The 20,207-nt window shown below is 71.6% G+C and carries 14 protein-coding genes and 1 tRNA gene; 14 read left to right on the top strand and 1 reads right to left on the bottom strand.

The features are described from left to right. Window positions 1–20 precede the first annotated feature (20 nt). The 10 genes from bldG (at window position 21) to ACZ4YL_RS29655 (ending at window position 16,200) form a co-directional block, all read left to right on the top strand. Window positions 21–362, top strand: a complete 342-nt coding sequence (gene bldG / locus ACZ4YL_RS29700) for an anti-sigma factor antagonist BldG (protein ID WP_008743037.1) — start codon at window positions 21–23, stop codon at window positions 360–362. Window positions 363–484: 122 nt separating this feature from the next. Next, the gene (locus ACZ4YL_RS29695) at window positions 485–925 is read left to right on the top strand and encodes an ATP-binding protein (protein ID WP_468120807.1); all 441 of its coding nucleotides are present in this window, start codon (window positions 485–487) and stop codon (window positions 923–925) included. A 267-nt stretch (window positions 926–1,192) separates the two neighbouring features. After that, window positions 1,193–3,595: a sodium-translocating pyrophosphatase gene (locus tag ACZ4YL_RS29690; RefSeq protein ID WP_468120805.1), complete on the top strand. Its 2,403-nt coding sequence runs from the start codon at window positions 1,193–1,195 to the stop codon at window positions 3,593–3,595. A gap of 175 nt (window positions 3,596–3,770) precedes the next feature. Next, window positions 3,771–4,337: a small secreted protein gene (locus tag ACZ4YL_RS29685; protein WP_468120804.1), complete on the top strand. Its 567-nt coding sequence runs from the start codon at window positions 3,771–3,773 to the stop codon at window positions 4,335–4,337. 142 nt (window positions 4,338–4,479) lie between these two features. Continuing rightward, window positions 4,480–6,006: a DUF7059 domain-containing protein gene (locus ACZ4YL_RS29680; protein WP_468120803.1), complete on the top strand. Its 1,527-nt coding sequence runs from the start codon at window positions 4,480–4,482 to the stop codon at window positions 6,004–6,006. A 631-nt stretch (window positions 6,007–6,637) separates the two neighbouring features. Next, window positions 6,638–9,457 (top strand): type I DNA topoisomerase, encoded by a 2,820-nt coding sequence (topA, locus tag ACZ4YL_RS29675; protein WP_468120802.1) that lies wholly within the window; start codon window positions 6,638–6,640, stop codon window positions 9,455–9,457. A 202-nt stretch (window positions 9,458–9,659) separates the two neighbouring features. After that, entirely contained in the window at window positions 9,660–12,926 is a 3,267-nt protein-coding gene (tmk, locus tag ACZ4YL_RS29670) for a dTMP kinase (RefSeq protein WP_468120800.1), read from the top strand. An 83-nt stretch (window positions 12,927–13,009) separates the two neighbouring features. Beyond that, window positions 13,010–14,221 (top strand): DNA polymerase III subunit delta', encoded by a 1,212-nt coding sequence (locus tag ACZ4YL_RS29665; protein ID WP_468120798.1) that lies wholly within the window; start codon window positions 13,010–13,012, stop codon window positions 14,219–14,221. Window positions 14,222–14,404: 183 nt separating this feature from the next. After that, complete coding sequence (locus ACZ4YL_RS29660) at window positions 14,405–15,973, top strand: alpha/beta hydrolase (protein ID WP_468120796.1); 1,569 nt, start codon at window positions 14,405–14,407, stop codon at window positions 15,971–15,973. Window positions 15,974–16,126: 153 nt separating this feature from the next. Then, window positions 16,127–16,200, top strand: a tRNA-Thr gene (locus tag ACZ4YL_RS29655). A 341-nt stretch (window positions 16,201–16,541) separates the two neighbouring features. On the opposite strand, the gene ACZ4YL_RS29650 is transcribed toward ACZ4YL_RS29655, so the two are convergent. Continuing rightward, window positions 16,542–17,495 carry a LuxR C-terminal-related transcriptional regulator gene (locus tag ACZ4YL_RS29650; protein ID WP_468120795.1) on the bottom strand — a complete coding sequence of 318 codons (954 nt, stop codon included), beginning with the start codon at window positions 17,493–17,495 and terminating at the stop codon, window positions 16,542–16,544. Between the two features lie 435 nt (window positions 17,496–17,930). On the opposite strand from ACZ4YL_RS29650, the gene ACZ4YL_RS29645 reads away from it, so the two are divergent. The 4 genes from ACZ4YL_RS29645 to ACZ4YL_RS29630 all read left to right on the top strand — a co-directional run bounded on the left by ACZ4YL_RS29645 (window position 17,931) and on the right by ACZ4YL_RS29630 (window position 20,084). After that, window positions 17,931–18,125, top strand: a complete 195-nt coding sequence (locus tag ACZ4YL_RS29645; RefSeq protein ID WP_468120793.1) for a hypothetical protein — start codon at window positions 17,931–17,933, stop codon at window positions 18,123–18,125. A 16-nt stretch (window positions 18,126–18,141) separates the two neighbouring features. Continuing rightward, entirely contained in the window at window positions 18,142–18,411 is a 270-nt protein-coding gene (locus ACZ4YL_RS29640; RefSeq protein ID WP_266382316.1) for a hypothetical protein, read from the top strand. A gap of 87 nt (window positions 18,412–18,498) precedes the next feature. After that, window positions 18,499–19,401 carry a hypothetical protein gene (locus tag ACZ4YL_RS29635; RefSeq protein ID WP_468120791.1) on the top strand — a complete coding sequence of 301 codons (903 nt, stop codon included), beginning with the start codon at window positions 18,499–18,501 and terminating at the stop codon, window positions 19,399–19,401. Continuing rightward, window positions 19,335–20,084: a VOC family protein gene (locus tag ACZ4YL_RS29630; RefSeq protein ID WP_468120790.1), complete on the top strand. Its 750-nt coding sequence runs from the start codon at window positions 19,335–19,337 to the stop codon at window positions 20,082–20,084. The genes ACZ4YL_RS29635 and ACZ4YL_RS29630 overlap by 67 nt, the downstream gene beginning before the upstream one ends. Window positions 20,085–20,207 lie beyond the last annotated feature (123 nt).

Genomic DNA, 20,207 nt, shown 5'->3' with positions numbered 1-20,207 from the left:
AGCAAGGTGCTGGAGGATCCGTGGACCTGTCCCTGTCGACTCGCACTGTCGGCGACCGTACGGTCGTGGAGGTCGGTGGCGAGATTGATGTGTATACCGCGCCCAAGCTGCGCGAGCAGTTGGTCGAGTTGGTGAACGACGGCAGCTACCACCTGGTTGTCGACATGGAGCGGGTGGACTTCCTCGACTCCACCGGCCTCGGTGTGCTCGTGGGAGGCCTCAAGCGCGTCCGTGCGCACGAGGGCTCGCTCCGTCTGGTGTGCAACCAGGAGCGCATCCTGAAGATCTTCCGGATCACCGGTCTGACCAAGGTGTTTCCGATCCACACCACGGTGGAAGACGCCGTCAACGCCACCGACTGACGGTTCCGCGCGGCTCCCTGCAGCCTCCGGGCGGCAGGGAGCCGACAAGGAGAGCGGGGGTACCGGGCCACGGTTGGCCGGGGCCCCTGTCAAGGCACGCCCGTAGTCCGAGGGGGATGCGCATGGCCACCGTTGAACTGCGCTTCAGCGCCCAGCCCGAACACGTCCGGACGGCCCGCCTGGTCGCGGCCGCCGTGGCGCGCCGGGTCGGCGTGGAGGAAGCCGTCCTCGACGAGGTCCGCCTCGCCGTGGGTGAGGCCTGTTCGCGTGCCGTCGGACTCCATCGGAGCAACGGACTGACCGCGCCCGTCCGGGTGGTGCTGATCGAGGAGGACAAGGTGTTCTCCATCGAGGTCGGCGACGAGGTCCCCGGGCCGTCCGGCAGCGCCTCCGACGCGGTGTCCGGCATCACCGCCGTCCTGGAGTCCGAGGGCGAGACCGAGGACGAGATGGGTCTCGCGGTGATCAGCGGGCTCGTCGACGACGTCGAGGTGAGCAGCGGTGAATCGGGCGGGACCATCCGGATGAGCTGGCCCGTCTCCGGGGTCTCAGAGCTTCCCTGAGATCCACCGCGATCCGCGCCGCGCGCAGTCCTTCGTATCTTCCGATCTTTATCAAGGCCCTGCTGAGCAGGGCCTTTTTCATTTCCCTAGATCAATGATGAGGCGTCAATGCCTTTGTCCCATTACCACTTTCGAGGGTAATGGAGTGACGCGATCTATTGCTGAGGAGCGAGAGCACGCCAATTACGTTTCCTGCGCACTGTTTTGATCGGGGCGCGCTCCCTACAATCCGTCCACATCTTGAGCTCATCACGTCAAGGAGGACGAATGACGGGGCTCTTCACCCCTATCGCGCCGGATCGCACCACAGATCTGGCAGCCGCAGTACTCACCGATGACAATCGGCTCATCGTGATCGTCATTGCGGCCGTGGCACTGGCCGCACTCGTCGTCGCGCAGATCCTGGTCCGCCAGGTCCTCGCCGCCGACGAGGGAACCGACAGCATGAAGAAGATCGCCGCAGCCGTCCAGGAAGGCGCCAACGCCTATCTCGGCCGGCAGCTGCGCACCCTCGGCGTCTTCGCCGTCGTGGTCTTCTTCCTGCTCTTCCTGCTCCCCGCCGACGACTGGACGCAGCGGGGCGGGCGCTCCGCCTTCTTCCTCGTGGGCGCCATCTTCTCGGCCGCCACCGGCTACATCGGCATGCGCCTGGCGGTCCGCGCCAACGTTCGTGTCGCCGCTGCCGCACGCGAGGCGACCCCGGCCGAGGGGGAGCCCGCCAAGGACCTGACCGAGGTCTCCCACAAGGCGATGAAGATCGCCTTCCGGACGGGCGGCGTCGTCGGCATGTTCACCGTCGGCCTCGGCCTCTTCGGCGCCTCCTGCGTCGTCCTGGTCTACGCCGCCGACGCCCCCAAGGTCCTGGAGGGCTTCGGTCTCGGCGCCGCCCTGATCGCGATGTTCATGCGCGTGGGCGGCGGAATCTTCACCAAGGCCGCCGACGTCGGCGCCGACCTGGTCGGCAAGGTCGAGCAGGGCATTCCGGAGGACGACCCGCGCAATGCCGCGACCATCGCCGACAACGTGGGCGACAACGTCGGAGACTGCGCCGGAATGGCGGCCGACCTCTTCGAGTCCTACGCCGTCACCCTGGTGGCCGCGCTCATCCTCGGCAAGGCCGCCTTCGGCGACCTGGGCCTCGCCTTCCCGCTGATCGTGCCCGCGATCGGCGTCATCACCGCGATGATCGGCATCTTCGCTGTCTCCCCGCGCCGCAGCGACCGCAGCGGCATGACCGCCATCAACCGCGGGTTCTTCATCTCCGCCGTGATCTCCCTGGCACTGGTCGCGATCGCCGTCTACGCCTACCTGCCGGCCACCTACAAGGAGCTCGTCGGCGTCGAGAACCCGGCGATTACCAACCACACCGGTGACCCGCGGATCCTGGCCCTCGTCGCCGTCGCCATCGGCATCGTGCTCGCGGCCCTGATCCAGCAGCTGACCGGCTACTTCACCGAGACAACCCGGCGCCCCGTCCGGGACATCGGCAAGTCCTCCCTGACCGGCGCGGCCACCGTCGTCCTCGCCGGAATCTCGGTGGGCCTGGAGTCCGCCGTCTACACGGCTCTGCTCATCGGCCTCGGCGTCTACGGCGCGTTCCTGCTCGGCGGTACGTCGATCCTGCTCGCGCTCTTCGCGGTGGCCCTGGCCGGCACCGGCCTGCTCACCACCGTCGGCGTCATCGTCGCCATGGACACCTTCGGGCCCGTCTCCGACAACGCCCAGGGCATCGCCGAGATGTCCGGCGACGTCGAGGGCGCCGGTGCGCAGGTACTGACCGACCTGGACGCCGTGGGCAACACCACGAAGGCCATCACCAAGGGCATCGCCATCGCCACGGCGGTGCTCGCCGCGGCGGCGCTCTTCGGCTCGTACAACGACGCGATCGCCACCGCGGTCAAGGAAGTCGGTGCCAAGGCCGGGGAGATGAACCTCAGCCTGGACATCGCACAGCCCAACAACCTCGTCGGGCTGATCCTGGGCGCGGCCGTCGTGTTCCTGTTCTCCGGCCTCGCCATCAACGCCGTCTCCCGCTCCGCGGGCGCCGTCGTCTACGAGGTGCGCCGCCAGTTCCGCGAGCACCCCGGGATCATGGACTACACCGAGAAGCCCGAGTACGGGCGCGTCGTGGACATCTGCACCAAGGACGCGCTGCGCGAGCTCGCCACGCCCGGCCTGCTCGCCGTGCTCACCCCCATCGCCGTGGGCTTCTCCCTCGGCGTGGGCGCGCTCGGCTCCTTCCTCGCCGGTGCCATCGGCACGGGCACCCTGATGGCGGTCTTCCTCGCCAACTCCGGTGGCGCGTGGGACAACGCGAAGAAGCTCGTCGAGGACGGCCACCACGGCGGCAAGGGCAGTGAGGCCCACGCCGCGGTCGTCATCGGCGACACGGTCGGCGACCCGTTCAAGGACACCGCCGGACCGGCGATCAACCCGCTGCTCAAGGTCATGAACCTCGTCGCGCTGCTGATCGCCCCCGCGGTCGTGCAGTTCAGCTACGGCGGGGACAGCAGCCCGGTCGTGCGGGCCGTCGTCGCGGTCCTGGCGATCGGGGTCATCATCGGCGCGGTGTACATCTCCAAGCGCCGCGGCATCGCCGTCGGCGACGAGACCGAGGGCGGAGCCGCCGAGCGGGTGGCCCAGTCGGCCGACCCCGCGACGGTCTCCTGACCCGAGGTCCGGTCAGCGGTACGGGCAGGGCCGGGCAGGGCCGGGCAGGGCCGGCCGGGTACGCCCGAAAGGCGGATGGGCGGCGCGGACTCACGCGCCGTCTGTCCGCCTTTGTGCGTCTCCGGAGGGCGGGCGTGTATCTTCCGGGCCGAGAGCCTTCGAAGGGACCAATCCGGTGAACAAGAAGATTGCGGCCGCGTTGTCGGGCGGTGCGGCACTGATGCTCGTCCTGTCCGGATGCGGCGGGGACGAGACCGACCAGAAGGCCGGCTCCTGGGCCAAGAAGGTCTGTGACCAGTGGCAGCCCCAGATCGAGAAGATCGAAGCCGCCAACGTCGAGATCAAGCGCGTGGCCTCGGAGAGCAGCAAGCCCGACGAGGTCCAGAAGACCGACTCGGCGGCGTTCGCGACCATGACCGAGTCGTACAAGGCGATGGCGGCCGCCCTGCGGTCGGCGGGCGTTCCGCCGGTCAAGAACGGCGCCGCGACCCAGGAGGCGGCGGCCAAGGGCTTCGAGACGACCTCCACGGGCTACGCCGACCTGAAGGCGAAGACGGACGCCCTCGACCCCCAGGACAAGGCGAAGTTCGCCGACGGCCTCAAGGAGGTCGCGGGCGGGCTCAAGGACGTGACGAAGGGCGGTCAGGACGCGCTCGCCCAGCTCAAGGCGGGTGGCCTCGGCCCGGCGATCAACGGCCAGAAGGGCTGCCAGGTCGCGGCGGCACCGGCGTCCTCGCAGTAGCACGGCCGGCCCGCGCGGGCGCTGTTCCGCGCGGTACGCCGCTCAGGGCGGCCGGGGTCCCGGAAGGGGGCCGCGGCCGCCCTTTCGCACCTGCGGGCCCGGTGTGATCGGCAGGACGGGTCCCAGCGGACACAATGGACGCGTGAGTACCACCAGCCTCCCCAAGCCCGATCGCGCCCCCGAGCTCCGCGCCGCCCTGCTCGCCGCCGGTTTCACCGCCGACGGGCTGCTCGACCTGCTCGGCGCCCCCGCCTACGCCGCGCTGGCCCGCAGCGAGACCGTCCCCGCCCTGCGCGCCACGCGCGGCCCGGGCGACGGGGCGCTCGCGAGCCTGGTCCGGCTGTTCCTGCTCCAGCAGCCGGAGCCGTACGTGCACGCCGCGGAGGCGCTGCCCGTCGAGGCGGCGCTGGCCGACGGCTGGCTGCGGCTGGAGGGCGACGAGGTGCACGCCACCGTCGACGTGCGCCCGTACGGCGGCCCGGACGGCGAGGACTGGTTCATCGTCTCCGACCTCGGCTGCTCCGTCGGCGGGGCCGGCGGGATCGGCAGCCGGGGGCGTGAGCCAGGCACAGCCGTGGTCCTCGGCGTCGGCGGCGCCTCCACCACCCTGGCCGGGATCACCGTCCGCACGCCCGTCGGCTCCGCCCTCGACGTCGGCACCGGATCCGGAATCCAGGCGCTGCACGCCTCCCGGCACGCCACCCGGGTCACCGCCACCGACGTCAACCCCAGGGCCCTGGAATTCACCCGCCTGACGCTGGCCCTGTCCGGGGCCCCGGAGGCCGAGCTGCTCACCGGGTCGCTGTTCGAGCCGGTAGGCGAGGCCACGTACGACCTCATCGTGTCGAACCCGCCGTTCGTGATCTCGCCCGACGCCCGGCTGACGTACCGGGACGGCGGTATGGGCGGCGACGACCTGTGCCGGACCCTGGTGCAGGAGGCCGGCGCGCGGCTCAACCCGGGCGGGTACGCGCAGTTCCTCGGAAACTGGCAGCACGTGGAGGGCGAGGACTGGCGCGACCGGCTGCGCTCCTGGGTGCCGCGCGGCTGCGACGCCTGGATCGTGCAGCGTGACGTGCAGGACGTGACGCAGTACGCGGAGCTGTGGCTGCGCGACGCGGGCGACCACCGGACCGACCCGGCCGAGTACACGCAGCGGTACGAGGACTGGCTGGACGAGTTCGAGGACCGCGGGACCAAGTCCGTCGGCTTCGGGTGGATCACCTTGCGCCGGACGGACGCGGCCGAGCCCTCGATCGTGGTCGAGGAGTGGCCCCACACGGTGGAGCAGCCGCTCGGCGAGGCCGTCCTGGCCCACTTCGCGCGCCAGGACTACCTGCGGCAGCACGACGACGCGGCCCTGCTGGAGGCCTATTTCGCACTGGCCGAGGAAGTGGTCCAGGAGCAGGTGGGCGCGCCCGGCGCGGAGGATCCGGAACATGTCGTGCTCCGGCAGAACCGCGGAATGCGGCGCGCCACCAAGGTCGACACGGTCGGCGCCGGCTTCGCCGGAGTGTGTGACGGCTCACTGAGCGCGGGCCGGATCCTGGACGCGATCGCGCAGCTGGTCCAGGAGGACCCGATCGTGCTGCGGGACCGCACTCCGGAGGCCATCCGGCTGCTGGTCGAGCAGGGTTTCCTGGACCCCGTGGCGGGCCCCGCGCAGTAGTCGGCCCCGGGATGTAACCCGGGGTTCGCCCGCCGTATCCACAGGGCTGCCAGTCTCCTGCACGGGGGATCCGGGGGGATCCCGTGAGCGGCCCGGGGGCAAGGGGAAGCGGCGCGGAAAACGGTCCGGCGATCTTCGCGGCGGCCGTGTTCCCGCTGTTCGGGGCCGCTCTGCAGGCCTGACGAGGCGCGTGCTCTTCCACCGTGCGCCGGTGGCGGAGGCGCGCCCCGTCGCGGCCGTGGCGTCGGCCGGGCTCGTCGGCCGCGCCCCTCGGTCCGGCTCGCCGGCGGGCGGCGACGGCCTCGGGAGCGGGTCGCCTCGCGCGGCTCCGGCACCGAGTTCGAGGGACCCGGGCGGACCGGGACGCGGCCGCGGATCCGGCCCGGAAAGCCGAGGTCGGAGCAGGCCCGGGACCGGTGGCGAAGGCGCGGCCAGACGGCCCCCCGGCCACCCTGCCCGGTGATCGGGAACGCCCCGGCGCGGCATCCGGGCGGCAGAAACGGCACTTGTCGGGTTACCGTTCGAGTGGCCGTTGCGGGCTTCTGCCGTTTGACACGGGGGCGGGTTGTACCGTCACACTCCGCAGCGTCGCCGTACTGCGACCGAGTGCCGACCGGAGAGAAGAGCCAAGTTGTCCCCGACTAGCGAGACCGCAAAGGGCGGCCGCCGACTCGTCATCGTCGAGTCCCCAGCCAAGGCGAAGACGATCAAGGGCTACCTCGGCCCCGGATACGTCGTCGAGGCGAGCGTCGGGCACATCCGCGACCTCCCGAACGGCGCGGCCGAGGTTCCCGACAAGTACACCGGTGAGGTCCGCCGCCTCGGCGTGGACGTCGAGCACGACTTCGCGCCGATCTACGTCGTCAACGCGGACAAGAAGTCCCAGGTCAGGAAGCTCAAGGAGCTGCTGGCCGAGTCCGACGAACTCTTCCTCGCCACCGATGAGGACCGCGAGGGCGAAGCCATCGCGTGGCACCTGCAGGAAGTCCTCAAGCCCAAGGTCCCCGTCCACCGGATGGTCTTCCACGAGATCACCAAGGACGCGATCCGCGACGCCGTCGCCAACCCGCGCGAGCTGAACCAGCGCATGGTCGACGCCCAGGAGACCCGCCGCATCCTCGACCGCCTGTACGGCTACGAGGTCTCGCCGGTCCTGTGGAAGAAGGTCATGCCGAAGCTGTCGGCGGGCCGCGTCCAGTCGGTGGCCACGCGCATGGTCGTCGAGAGGGAGCGCGAGCGCATCGCCTTCCGCTCCGCCGAGTACTGGGACCTGACCGGCACCTTCGCCACCGGCCGCGCCGGTGACGCCTCCGACCCCTCCACGCTGGTCGCCCGGCTGAACACGGTCGACGGCAAGCGCATCGCGCAGGGCCGTGACTTCGGCTCGAACGGGCAGCTCAAGAGCGAGGTGCTGCACCTCGACGAGGGAGGCGCCCGGGCGCTCGCCGCAGCTCTGGCGGATGCCTCGTTCGCCGTCCGGTCGGTCGAGTCCAAGCCGTACCGCCGGTCCCCGTACGCCCCGTTCCGTACGACGACGCTGCAGCAGGAGGCCTCGCGCAAGCTGGGCTTCGGTGCGAAGGCGACGATGCAGGTGGCGCAGAAGCTGTACGAGAACGGCTTCATCACCTATATGCGTACCGACTCCACCACGCTGTCCGACACCGCGGTGTCGGCGGCGCGGGCGCAGGTCACCCAGCTGTACGGGGCCGACTACCTGCCGGAGAAGCCGCGTGTCTACGCCGGCAAGGTCAAGAACGCCCAGGAGGCGCACGAGGCGATCCGTCCTTCGGGTGATCGTTTCCGCACCCCGGCCGAGACGGGTCTGACCGGCGACCAGTTCCGCCTGTACGAGCTGATCTGGAAGCGGACCGTCGCCTCCCAGATGAAGGACGCGGTCGGCAACAGCGTCACCGTGAAGATCGGCGGCCGTGCCTCGGACGGACGCGACGCCGAGTTCACCGCCTCCGGCAAGACGATCACCTTCCACGGCTTCATGAAGGCCTACGTCGAGGGCGCGGACGACCCGAACGCCGAGCTCGACGACCGCGAGAAGCGCCTGCCGCAGGTCGCGGAGGGCGACGCGCTCGCGGCCGAGGAGATCACGGCGGACGGGCACTCGACCAAGCCGCCGGCCCGCTACACCGAGGCCTCGCTGGTCAAGGAGCTCGAAGAGCGCGAGATCGGCCGTCCGTCGACGTACGCGTCGATCATCGGCACGATCCTCGACCGCGGCTACGTCTTCAAGAAGGGCACGGCGCTCGTGCCGTCCTTCCTGTCGTTCGCCGTGGTGAACCTGCTGGAGACGCACTTCGGGCGGCTCGTCGACTACGACTTCACCGCGAAGATGGAGGACGACCTCGACCGCATCGCGCGGGGCGAGGCCCAGTCCGTGCCGTGGCTGAAGCGGTTCTACTTCGGCTCGGAGGACGCGACCGAGGTCGTGCCGGCCGACGGGGACCACCTCGGCGGTCTGAAGGAGCTCGTCACGGACCTCGGCGCGATCGACGCCCGGGAGATCTCCTCCTTCCCGGTCGGCGAGGGCATCGTGCTGCGCGTCGGCCGCTACGGGCCGTACGTGGAGCGCGGCGAGAAGGACGCGGAGGGCCACCAGCGGGCCGACGTCCCGGACGACATGGCTCCGGACGAGCTGACGGTCGAGTACGCGGAGGAGCTGTTCGCCAAGCCGAGCGGCGAGTTCGAGCTCGGCAAGGACCCGGTCAGCGGCAACGAGATCGTCGCCAAGGACGGCCGCTACGGGCCGTACGTGACGGAGATCCTTCCCGAGGGCACCCCGAAGACGGGCAAGAACGCGGTCAAGCCGCGGACGGCCTCGCTCTTCAAGTCCATGAGCCTGGACACGGTCACCCTCGACGAGGCGCTCAAGCTGATGTCGCTGCCGCGCGTGGTCGGCGCGGACGCGGAGGGCGTGGAGATCACGGCCCAGAACGGCCGCTACGGCCCGTACCTGAAGAAGGGCACGGACTCGCGGTCGCTGGAGACCGAGGACCAGCTCTTCTCGATCACGCTGGACGAGGCCCTGGCGATCTACGCGCAGCCGAAGCAGCGGGGCCGGGCCGCGGCCAAGCCGCCGCTGAAGGAGCTGGGCACCGACCCGGTCAGCGAGAAGCCGGTCGTGGTCAAGGACGGCCGCTTCGGGCCGTACGTGACGGACGGCGAGACGAACGCGACGCTGCGGCGGGACGACGACGTCGAGACGATCACGCCGGAGCGGGGCTACGAGCTGCTCGCGGAGAAGCGGGCGAAGGGCCCGGCCAAGAAGGTGGCGAAGAAGGCCCCCGCCAAGAAGGCCCCGGCGAAGAAGGCGACGGCGACGAAGGCCGCTGCCGCGAAGAAGACGACGGCGGCCAAGAAGACCACCACGGCCGCGAAGAAGACCGTGGCGAAGAAGACGGTGGCCAAGAAGGCCGCCGCGGCCCCCACGGACGAGTAGTCGCGACAAGAGCCCCACGCGAAGCGTGGGGCTCTTGTGCGTCCGCCCCGCCGCATTCAGCCTCGCCGGCGTTTGAGGCGCGGGGTCCGGGGCAGAGCCCGGCAACGGCGCCGGGCTGCTTCCCGGAAGGTGGGTCCGGGGTCACACCCGGCCTTGTCCACAGGCTTCCGCACCCGCATAGCGCAGCGGATAGGCTGGGCGGATGACGCGAGCCGAGCAGCCGGCGGTCGTGACCGCCCCGGCGAACCCCACCTACGACGAAGCCCTAGCCGCGGATTCCCGCGAGCGTGCGGTGCGCGCACTGCTGCGCACTCCCAGGCTGCGCCGGCTGTGGAGCGCCCAGTTGGTGAGCGGCATCGGTGATGCCCTGGCCCTGCTGGTGCTGGTGCTGCTGGCCCTCCAGGCAGCGGCCTCGGAAGGGGGCTTCGGCGGCGGGTACCGCGGCGCGGCCCTCGCCGTCGCCGCCGTCTTCGGGGTCCGGATCCTCGCCACCCTGCTCTTCGGCGCGGTCCTCCTCGGCCCGCTGGCCGGGCTGCTGGGCGCCGACGGCAAGCTGGACCGCCGCTGGACCATGACCGGGGCCGACGGGGTCCGCCTCGGGCTCTTCGTCGTCGCCCCGCTGTGGCTCGACTGGATCCCGGCCCACGCGCTGACCGCGCTGCTGGCCACCGTCTTCCTCTCCGGCGCCGCCGAGCGGCTGTGGACCCTGGCCAAGGAGAGCGCGGCTCCCGCCCTGCTGCCCGCGCCGCCGCCGGAGGGGGCGACCGTACGGCCGCTCCCGGACCACCTGGACGCGCTGCGCCGGCTGACCCTGCGTACGTCCTTCGCGGCGCTTCCGATCGCTGCGGCCGCGCTGCTCGCCGCGACCCTGGTCGGCAAGGCACTCGGCCTCGGCATCGACTGGTTCGCCGCGAACCAGGCCGCCCTCGGCTCGTACGTGGCCTCCGGCCTCTTCGCCGCCTCGGTCTCGCTGCTGCTGCCGCTGGTGCTGCCCGGCGGGGCGACCCCGCGTCCGCGTTCGCCGCTGGAGGGCCTGCGCACCCCCAAGGCGGGCGACCGGCCCGACAAGGGCCGTACGGGCGCCATCCCCCTTCTCGTCCTGAGCTGCGCCGCGGTCGCCGGAGCGGTGTCCTGCGCCGTGTCGGTGTCCGTACTGCACGCCTTCGACCTGGGCGGCGGCCCGGCCGCCTTCGCGCTGTTCGTCCTCGCGCTGGTCGGCGGCACCGCCGCGGGCATCCGCGCCACCCAGGCCGGCAAGGTGCTGCCCGCGCTGTCCCGCCGCCGGCTGATGGCCCTCGCCATAGCGGTCACCGGGCTCGCGCTGCTCCTGACCGGGCTCGTCCCGGACATGGCGACCGTGCTGTTCCTCTCGCTGCTCGCCGGCACCGCCGCGGGCGTCGCGGCCAACACCGGCCACACCCTGCTGGACCAGGAGACCGAGGAGTTCCGGCGGGCCCGGATCACCGAGCACCTCCAGGCGGTCGTACGGGTGGCCGTGGCGCTCGGCGCCGTCGCCGCGCCCCTCCTGGCCGCGGCCATCGGGCCGCACCGGCTGACCGGTGCCGGGGTCGTCTTCGCACACGGCGGCGCAGCCTTCACCCTGATGCTGGTCGGCGCCCTGCTGCTGCCCGTCGCCGTGCTCGTGCTCACCAAGGCCGACGACCGCCGGGGCGTACCCCTGCGGCGGGACCTGCGCGAGGCGCTGCGCGGCGGGGAGCCCGTACAGGCGGCGTCCGCCACCGGGTTCTTCATCGCCCTGGAGGGCGGCGACGGAGCCGGCAAGTCCACCCAGGTCCAGGCGCTGGCCGACTGGATACGGGGCAAGGGCCACGAGGTCGTGGTGACCCGGGAGCCCGGGGCGACCCCCGTCGGCAAGCGGCTCCGCTCGATCCTGCTCGACATCTCCTCGGCCGGTCTGTCGAACCGCGCCGAGGCACTGCTGTACGCCGCCGACCGGGCGGAACACGTGGACACGGTGGTGCGCCCGGCCCTGGAGCGCGGCGCGGTCGTCATCTCGGACCGCTACATCGACTCCTCGGTGGCCTACCAGGGCGCCGGCCGTGACCTCTCCCCGACGGAGATCGCCCGGATCTCGCGCTGGGCCACCGACGGGCTCGTCCCGAACCTGACCGTGCTGCTCGACGTATCGCCGGAGGCGGCGCGCGAGCGGTTCACGGAGGCACCGGACCGGCTGGAGTCGGAGCCGGCGGAGTTCCACCAGCGGGTGCGTTCCGGGTTCCTGACCCTCGCCGCGTCCGACCCGGGCCGCTACCTGGTGGTCGACGCGGGCCAGGACCCGGGGTCGGTGACCACCGTCGTACGGCACCGCCTGGACCGGATGCTTCCGCTCTCGGAGGCCGAGGTGGCCGCCCAGGCCGAGGCACGGCGCCTCGCCGAGGAGGAGGCCCGGCGCAAGGCCGAGGAAGAGGCGGCCCGCAAGGCGGAGGAAGCGCGCCTCCGGGCCGAGGAGGAGGCGCGGCTGGCCCGCGAGGCCGAGGAAGCGCGGATCAGGGCCGAGGCGGAGGCCGCCCGCAGGGCGGAGGAGGAGCGGCTGCGCGCCGAGGAGGAGGCCCGGGCCCGGGCCGAGGCCGAGCGGCTGCGCCTGGAGGCCGAGGAGAAGGCACGCGCGGCGGAGGCCGAGCGGCTGCGCCGGCAGGCCGAGGAGGAGGCCCGGCTGCGGGCCGAGGCCGAGGAGCGGCGGCTGGAGAAGCAGCGGCGGGCCGAGGAGGCCCTGCTGAAGGCCGAGGAGGCACGCCGGCTGGTGGCGGCCGAGGCGGCGGCGAAGGCTGCGGCTGCCGCGGCTGTGGCGGCCGCGGAGGCTGCTGCGGTCGCGCCGCCGGCTCCCGCGCCTGCGGCTGCCCCTGCCCCTGCCCCTGCCCCTGCGCCCGCGCCTGCCCCTGCGCCCAAGGTCGGTATGACCAAGAAGCCGGAGCCGGAGCCGCACCCGGACGACGCGGTGACGGTGGAGACCCCGGTGGTCCCGGTCGCTCCGGAGGCCAAGCCGGTCAAGCGGGTCGTCCAGCCGGACGACGTCACCCAGACCGTCCCGGTGCCGAAGATCGACCCGGCCTCCGCCGCGGAGACGGCGGTGCTGCCGCCGGTCCGCGCGACCGACGAGACGGCGGTGCTGCCGCCCGTACGTCCGGCCGCCCCGCAGGCGCCGCAGCCCGCGCAGGACAGCGGTGGCGGGCGGGCCCGGTCCGCCACGCGGCCGACGGCCCAGCGTCCCGAGGAGAACCCGGCCGACCGGGTGCCGTCGGGCATCTTCCGGGACTCCGGCAACGACCGGACGCGGGAGATCCCCGTCGTCGACGGCGAGGGCCGGCCGCGCCGGCCGCGCCCGGACTGGGCCGAGGAGACCCCGCTGGACGACCTGCCGACGCTGGCGGACGAACTGCTGGGCCGCCACCGGGACGACGAGGACGGCGAGGACGGCGACGAGGGCGAACGGCGGCCGCGCCGCCGCTGACCTCGGCGGGGACGGGACCGGGACGGGATTGTCGGTGGCGCCCGCCACAATGGGTGCACGGAGAGTGAAAGGTGGTGGGCGGGATGCCCGTATGGGACGACCTGGTGGGACAGGAGCGGGTCCAGACACAGCTGGCCGCCGCCGCCCGTGATGCCGACGCACTGGTCACGGCCATCACGGCCGGGACCGCGCCGCCCGAGGGGTCCAGGATGACCCACGCGTGGCTGTTCACCGGTCCGCCCGGATCCGGGCGGACCACCGCCGCGCGGGCCTTCGCCGCCGCCCTGCAGTGCACCAGCCCCGACCGCGCCCTCGGCGGTGAGCCCGGCTGCGGGTTCTGCGACGGCTGCCACACCACGATGGTCGGCACCCACGCGGACGTCTCCACCGTCGTCGCGGTCGGCAGCCAGATCCTCGTCGACGACATGCGGGACACCGTCCGCAAGTCCTACACGTCCCCGGCCACGGGCCGCTGGCAGGTCATCCTGGTCGAGGACGCCGAGCGGCTCAACGAGAAGTCCGCCAACGCGGTCCTCAAGGCCGTGGAGGAGCCCGCGCCCCGCACGGTCTGGCTGCTGTGCTCGCCCTCCGTGGAGGACGTGCTGCCCACCATCCGCTCCCGCTGCCGCCACCTCAACCTCAGCACCCCCTCGGTCGCGGCCGTCGCCGACATGCTGGTGCGGCGGGACGGCATCGAGCCGTCGGCGGCCCTGGCCGCCGCCCGGGTCACCCAGGGGCACGTCGACCGCGCCCGTCGGCTGGCCACCGACGAGGGGGCCCGGGAGCGCCGGGCCGCGGTGCTGAAGCTCCCGCTCCGGGTGGACGACGTCGGTGCCTGCCTCAAGGCCGCCCAGGAGCTGGTGGACGCCGCCGCCGAGGACGCCAAGCAGGTCGCGGAGGAGGTCGACACCAAGGAGACCGAGGAGCTGAGGACGGCGCTCGGCGCCGGAACGGGCGCCGGCAGCCGGATGCCGCGCGGCACGGCGGGCGTGATGAAGGAGCTGGAGGACCGGCAGAAGCGCCGTCGCACCCGCACCCAGCGCGACACCCTCGAACTGGCGCTGACCGACCTCACCAGCTTCTACCGGGACGTCCTGGCCCTGCAGCTCGGCTCGTCCGTGGCCATCGCCAATGAGGAGATACGGCCCGACCTGGAGCGGATCGCCCGCGCCTCGGGCCCCGAGCGGACCCTGCGCCGGATCGAGGCGATCATCGCCTGCCGGGACTCCTTCGACCGCAATGTCGCCCCGCTCCTGGCGGTCGAGGCGATGACGATGGCCCTGCGCGCGGGCTGACCGCGTCCGGGCCGCCGGCGGTGGTCCATACCCGGTTGACCGACTCACCCGTACGGGCGAACCGGTCGCCGGGGCCGGGCGGCGGCCGGTCCGTGCCGGGTCCGGCGTGTGCCACGGAAGGCGTGCGGCCGTCCGGTCCCGGCGCGCCTGCTCACGTCCGCCCGCAGGACGTACGCTCCGGGGATGGACACCAGTCGCCTACTGCGTACCACCGGAACCGTGATCGCAGCCGCCGGGCTGCTGCTCTCCGGGTGCACCTCGGGCGGGCTGGGGGAACCGGGGGCTGCCGCGTTCTCCCCACCGGGGTCCGGTACGGCGGCGGCGCAGCCGTCCCCCGACGCGGCCGCGCTGCGCCCGTACTACGAGCAGAAGCTGACCTGGCGCGACTGCGGTGTCCCCGGATTCCAGTGCTCCACCATGAAGGCCCCGCTGGACTACGCGAACCCCGGCTCCGGCCAGGACGTCGACATCGCGGTGTCGCGCCGTACGGCGACCGGTCCCGGCAAGCGCCTCGGCTCGCTGATGGTCAACCCGGGCGGCCCGGGAGGCTCCGGCATCGGCTACCTCCAGGCGTACGCCGGCATCGGCTATCCCGCGGCCGTCCGGGCCCGGTACGACATGGTGTCCTTCGACCCGCGCGGGGTGGAACGAAGCAGCCCCGTCGAGTGCCTGAACGGCCCGGCCATGGACAAGTACACACAGGTGGACCAGACGCCGGACGACCCGGCCGAGCGGGCCGAGCTGGTGGCGGCGTTCAAGGAGTTCGCGGCCGGCTGCCGGACGAATTCCGGGCGGGTCCTGCCGCACGTCTCCACCGTCGACGCCGCCCGGGACATGGACCTGCTGCGCGCGCTGCTCGGGGACGAGAAGCTCAACTACGTCGGGGCCTCGTACGGCACCTTCCTGGGCGCCACGTACGCGGACCTCTTCCCGGACCGGGTCGGCCGGCTGGTCCTGGACGGGGCGATGGACCCCACCCGGCCCGCGCTCGAACTGAACCGGGACCAGACGGAGGGCTTCGACACGGCCTTCACCGCCTTCGCCAAGGACTGCGCGAAGCAGCCCGACTGCCCGCTCGGCAAGGGCGGCCCGGACGCGGTGGGGGCGCGCCTGAAGGAGTTCTTCCGCAAGGTCGACGCCCAGCCCGTGTCGAGCGGCGACCCGGACCGCCCGCTGGGCGAGGCCCTGGCGACGACCGGGGTGATCGCGGCGCTGTACGACGAGAGCGCCTGGCCGCAGCTGCGCGAGGCGCTCGGCTCGGCGATGAACGGCGACGGATCGGGCCTGCTGAGCCTGGCCGACAGCTATTACGAGCGTGAGGCGGACGGCAAGTACGCCAACCTGATGTTCGCGAACGCCGCCGTCAACTGCCTCGACCAGCCCCCGGCCTTCAGCGGCCCCGAGGCCGTGGACACCGCCCTGCCGTCCTTCGAGAAGGCCTCCCCGGTCTTCGGCGCGGGCCTGGCCTGGGCCGCGCTGAACTGCACGTACTGGCCCGTGAAGGCCACGGGCAAGGCGAGGGAGCTGACCGCGAAGGGCGCCGCGCCGATCGTGGTGGTGGGCACCACGCGCGACCCGGCGACCCCGTACAAGTGGGCCCAGGCGCTGGCCGGCCAGCTCGAATCGGGCACGCTCCTCACCTACGACGGCGACGGCCACACGGCGTACGGGCGCGGCAGCGGCTGCATCGACGCCGCGATCAACCGCTACCTGCTGGAGGGCAAGGCCCCGCAGGACGGCAAGAAGTGCTGAGACCGCCGCCCCGGTAAGCCGCGACAGCCCCGAAAACTGGCCCGTGTCCCGTCCCCGCGAAACCTGGTTCGGGGCACCCGTCCACACCCTGTAGACTTGGCGCCGCTGCTGATGAGCGCCCCTCTTCGAGGGAATACTTGTCTGACCAGCGGTGCCGCCTTAGCTCAGTTGGCCAGAGCAACGCACTCGTAATGCGTAGGTCTCGGGTTCGAATCCCGAAGGCGGCTCTAGAAGAACCCTAGGACTCACTCGCCGTGACCTAGGGTTTTTCTTATGCCCCGACGAGATGGGGGGCGGAACGCGATGATCTTCGCGCCCTCATGTGATGCCGTCGTGAGGCCATCCTGTTCGGGCGCGGATGTCGGCGGTCGGCATGAGCGTGGTCGCGCCGCCGGCCGGGGCCTGGACGCCGCGGCACTCGATGCTTGGGGTGCCGCTCCAGGACGCCGGGCTGAGGCACACGCGGATGGCGGTCTCGTCATGGCTGTTGCGCCGCGACGAGGTCCTGGGCGGTCTTGAGTCGTTGCGGGGCGCCCCGGGGCGGCTGATCGTGACGCCTGGGTCGGCGTCAGAGCCAGCCGCGTTCGGCTGAGCGGAGGCCGGCGGCGAAGCGGCTGCGGGCGTCGAGGCGTTCCATCAGGTCGGCCATCATGCGGCGGACCGTGCGCAGGGAGAGGCCGAGCTTCACGCTCGCGGCGGCGTCGGTGAGTCCCTCGGCCAGGAGGCGCAGCAGTTCCTGTTCCTGCCGGCTCAGGCCCTGCTCGTCGCGTTCGGGGCTGGCTCCCAGCGGGGCGGCGCCGGCCCACACCTGTTCGAAGAGCGCGACCAGTCCGGCGACGGCGCCGATTCCGCTGAGCTGGACCGCACCCTTGCGGGAGTTCCCGGGGTCCACCGGGACCAGGGCCACGCGCCGGTCGATCAGCAGCATCCGTAGCGGCAGGGCCGGGACGGTTCGCACCTGGCCGCCGCATTCGGTCAGCCACCGTGCGTACTCCGCCGTCACGGAGTCGTTGCGCACGCTGTCGAGATAGACGGTCCGCATCATGACGCCGCGCGACATGACATCGCGATCCAGCGGCTTGCTGGCTTCCAGGCTCAACGCGGACTGTGCGCCACCGGGGTTGAAGGTCAGGCACTCGGAAGTGGCCTCGCGGGCGAGGTCCTTGATGCGTTCCTGAACGGCCTCGACGCCGAGGAGGTGCTCGGCGTGCTGTTGGCGGCCGGCGTACAGATCGGCGTACTCGTCGAGGACGCAGGTGATGGCGGCCTGGCACCGCTCGAACTCCTCCTGCTGCCGCTGCAGTTCGAAGCGCTGCCGCTGGAGGAGTGTCTGCAGGCCGACCTTCGGGTCCAGTGGCACCATTTCGCCGGGGACGGCCGAGTGGGTCAAGAGCTTCAGCTCGGCCAAGTGGTCGAGAGCTTTACGCAACTCGGCTTCCGACAGCCCCACTTGCTCGGCGAGCTCGGCTACACCCCAGCGGTGATTGGTCAGCATGAGGCGGTAAATCGCCTCCGTACGCATGTCAAGCCCCAACACCTCGAGCATGGCTCGCCCTACCCCCCCCTTGCATTGGCCTGAAGTCACCGCCCGCGTCATCATTCCGACCCTGCGCAATGCACCAACCATGATCAAGTAAACCGTAGGCCAAGAAGTTGTGCTTTTACGGGCAAAGGAAGTGCTTGATCGTGGCAATCTGGCACGAAACGGACAGATTAATCAGGGGGCCGTAGGGGTTGTGAGGGCGGAATAACTCGCTGATTCAAGATTCAAGGATTCCTATTTGGCACTGAGGTGCCACCCGGCGTTTGCTGCCAGGCTTACCCCCTTCCCGTCGCAAAGCAACTCACGCAGACTTGTGATCATCGGAGGGGCAATGCCCGCCGACCGCGCAGACCACAGGCCCTGATTCCAGCGCCTGGCGTGCAGACACTTCGCTACAACCAACGGGGTACCACCATGTCTTCTTCCATTTCCTTTTGGCGTGCCGCGGCAGCTTGCCTTTGTCTCGCCGCCGCCGTCACCGCCGTTTCCCCGGCCGCTACCGCGTCCGCGGTGACCGCCGGGGAAACGGCAGTGGCGGCGCGGGTCCACCCGTCGAATCTCAACTGGGATTTCGCTCCGGTCTACAACGCGAACCTCAACTGGGACTGAGGCCGCCGACGTGCAAATGACCGAAGTGACCATGGTCGCCATCGACGGGGATGCCCGACTCGAACTCGACCCGGAGTTGCTCACGGCGTGGCTCAAGGGGACTTCCGCTCCGGCCGACCGTCCCGAGCACATCACCGTCCGGAGCACTCCCGGTCGCGTTGAGCTGGTGTTTTTCCACGCGACGGAGAGTCCGTGCGCAGCCGCGTCGGCCGTCTCGGAGATCTGCCGTCGGGCGATGGAGGCCGCTCGGCAGCTGGGCGGCTGGGCATGGGCGTCGGAGCTGTGAGATCGCCGTGTGCCTTCGTCGCGGTGCCGGACGCCATGGCCGCCGCCACCGTTCGTCGCTGAACCGGAAGGAACCGTCAACGCCGACATGGATTCCCTCTGTCTTGAGTTCTTCGGTGCCGAGATTTCCGTCTCCACCACCACCGGCGACGTATCCGATCTGGAATTCCTCTTCGGTCCGCACGTCGTGCCCGACTCCCGAGCCGCAGGCCGGCTCCAGGTCGAGTTCGGGTATCCGCACCCAGGCCATTCCGTATCCGGCGACGCTTGGGCGGAGTTGGTGGTCCGGCGTGACGATGGACCTCCCTTGTTGCGCCGGGCATTCCGTGGCTGGAGCAATGTTCCGCCTCCCGTGCCGCCTTTCTCCGTACTCCGCGAACGATTTTCGGTGGTCCAGGCGGTGGTGCTGGCCAAAGAGTCGATGACCGTCGCATTGATCGGCAGCCCGCACTCCGACCGGGAGGGTGTCGCCCTCGCGCTGGCTCAGCGCTCGTGGCGGATCGTTTCCGGCCAACTACTCATCACCGACCGGACTGACGGAAACGTCATGCCCTATCACGTTCCGTTGGAATTCCGCGGTGCCACGGCCGTCGGCCTACGGGCCGCCGGGCTCGCGCCGGGTACCTGGACATCACGTACCTCACCCCTGACGGGCGACGTCTTGATGGTGCGCCCGGAGGCCCTGGGCGACATCGTGCCCATCCAGGCGAGGCTCGGGCCGCCGGAGCTCTTCCGGCTGTGCCGGAGCGGCAACGAAGGCGCCCGGCTGGAGCCGTGGGACTTTCCGACGCAGACCTGGCCGCCCGAGGCCGCCGGGGAGATGGCGGACGCCCCTTCGTTCCGCTTGGAGCTCCCCGAGTCCGGCGGCGCCGACGAGGCCGCCGGACTCATCGATCACCGAATGACCTCGGAAAGGCGAGAGCTGTGCCCAGACGTACCAGTTATCAGCCGGGCGTCCCCTGCTGGGTTGACTGCATCACTCCTGATCTGACCGGCGCCCAACGCTTCTACGGCGACCTCTTCGGCTGGGAGTTCGTCGACGAAGGCGGAAACTACCGGCTGGCCAGCCTCAACGGGGAACTGATCGGCGGCCTGGGGACGGCTCCCCCCGGCCGCTGGACCGGGGCCGCCTGGAACGTCTACCTGGCCACCAAGGACGCCGACCGAACCCGGGCCGACGTCGAGGACCGGGGCGGAACCGTCGTAATGGGACCCGTTCCGGCCGGCGAGGACGGACGGCTGTTCCTGGCTGTCGACCCGCAAGGAGCGCCGGTCGGCTTCTGGGAAGGACATCATGCCCAGGGCGTCGTCCTGGCAGATGAGGCCGGGGCCGTGTGCGGCCACGATCTCGTGGTACCCCGGGCCGATGCCGCCGAGCGCTTCTACGGTGGCCTGTTCGGATTCCGTACCGGCCGACACCAGGCAGGTGCGGCGGACGATGAGGGCCAGCTCACCCTCGATCTGAACGGCACCGCCTGGGCCAGGCTCGTCGAAGACCCTACGGCGCAGGCGGGTTGGGTGCCGTACGTCGGTGTGCACGACCTCGTCACCGCGGAAGCCGACGCGCTCGCCGCGGGGGCGCAGCTGGTGGGGCGGCCGACGGGGACGCGAACGGTGCTGCGCGACCCCTGGGGAGCCGTCTTCGGTGTGACCAGGCCCTCCGCGCAGGTCTGAAACATCACGCGGGCACCGGCCCTGACCGGGAAAGCGGGGGGGGGGGGGGGGGGGGGGGGGGGGGGGGGGGGGGGGGGGGGGGGGGGGGGGAGGGGGGGGAGGGGGGAGGGGGGAGGAAAGACA

This window comes from Streptomyces sp. NPDC030021 (assembly GCF_055574035.1).
Note: the sequence above shows the minus strand (reverse complement) of the source record. Positions and strands in the feature narration are given on the sequence as shown.

What these genes read in the sequence shown, in the direction of transcription:
- ACZ4YL_RS29695 (WP_468120807.1), top strand. Translation starts at nt 485, where the DNA reads ATGGCCACCGTTGAACTGCGCTTCAGCGCCCAGCCCGAACACGTCCGG.
- ACZ4YL_RS29690 (WP_468120805.1), top strand. Translation starts at nt 1,193, where the DNA reads ATGACGGGGCTCTTCACCCCTATCGCGCCGGATCGCACCACAGATCTG.
- tmk (WP_468120800.1), top strand. Translation starts at nt 9,660, where the DNA reads ATGACGCGAGCCGAGCAGCCGGCGGTCGTGACCGCCCCGGCGAACCCC.
- ACZ4YL_RS29665 (WP_468120798.1), top strand. Translation starts at nt 13,010, where the DNA reads ATGCCCGTATGGGACGACCTGGTGGGACAGGAGCGGGTCCAGACACAG.
- ACZ4YL_RS29660 (WP_468120796.1), top strand. Translation starts at nt 14,405, where the DNA reads ATGGACACCAGTCGCCTACTGCGTACCACCGGAACCGTGATCGCAGCC.
- ACZ4YL_RS29650 (WP_468120795.1), bottom strand. Translation starts at nt 17,495, where the DNA reads ATGCGTACGGAGGCGATTTACCGCCTCATGCTGACCAATCACCGCTGG.
- ACZ4YL_RS29645 (WP_468120793.1), top strand. Translation starts at nt 17,931, where the DNA reads ATGTCTTCTTCCATTTCCTTTTGGCGTGCCGCGGCAGCTTGCCTTTGT.
- ACZ4YL_RS29640 (WP_266382316.1), top strand. Translation starts at nt 18,142, where the DNA reads ATGACCGAAGTGACCATGGTCGCCATCGACGGGGATGCCCGACTCGAA.
- ACZ4YL_RS29635 (WP_468120791.1), top strand. Translation starts at nt 18,499, where the DNA reads ATGGATTCCCTCTGTCTTGAGTTCTTCGGTGCCGAGATTTCCGTCTCC.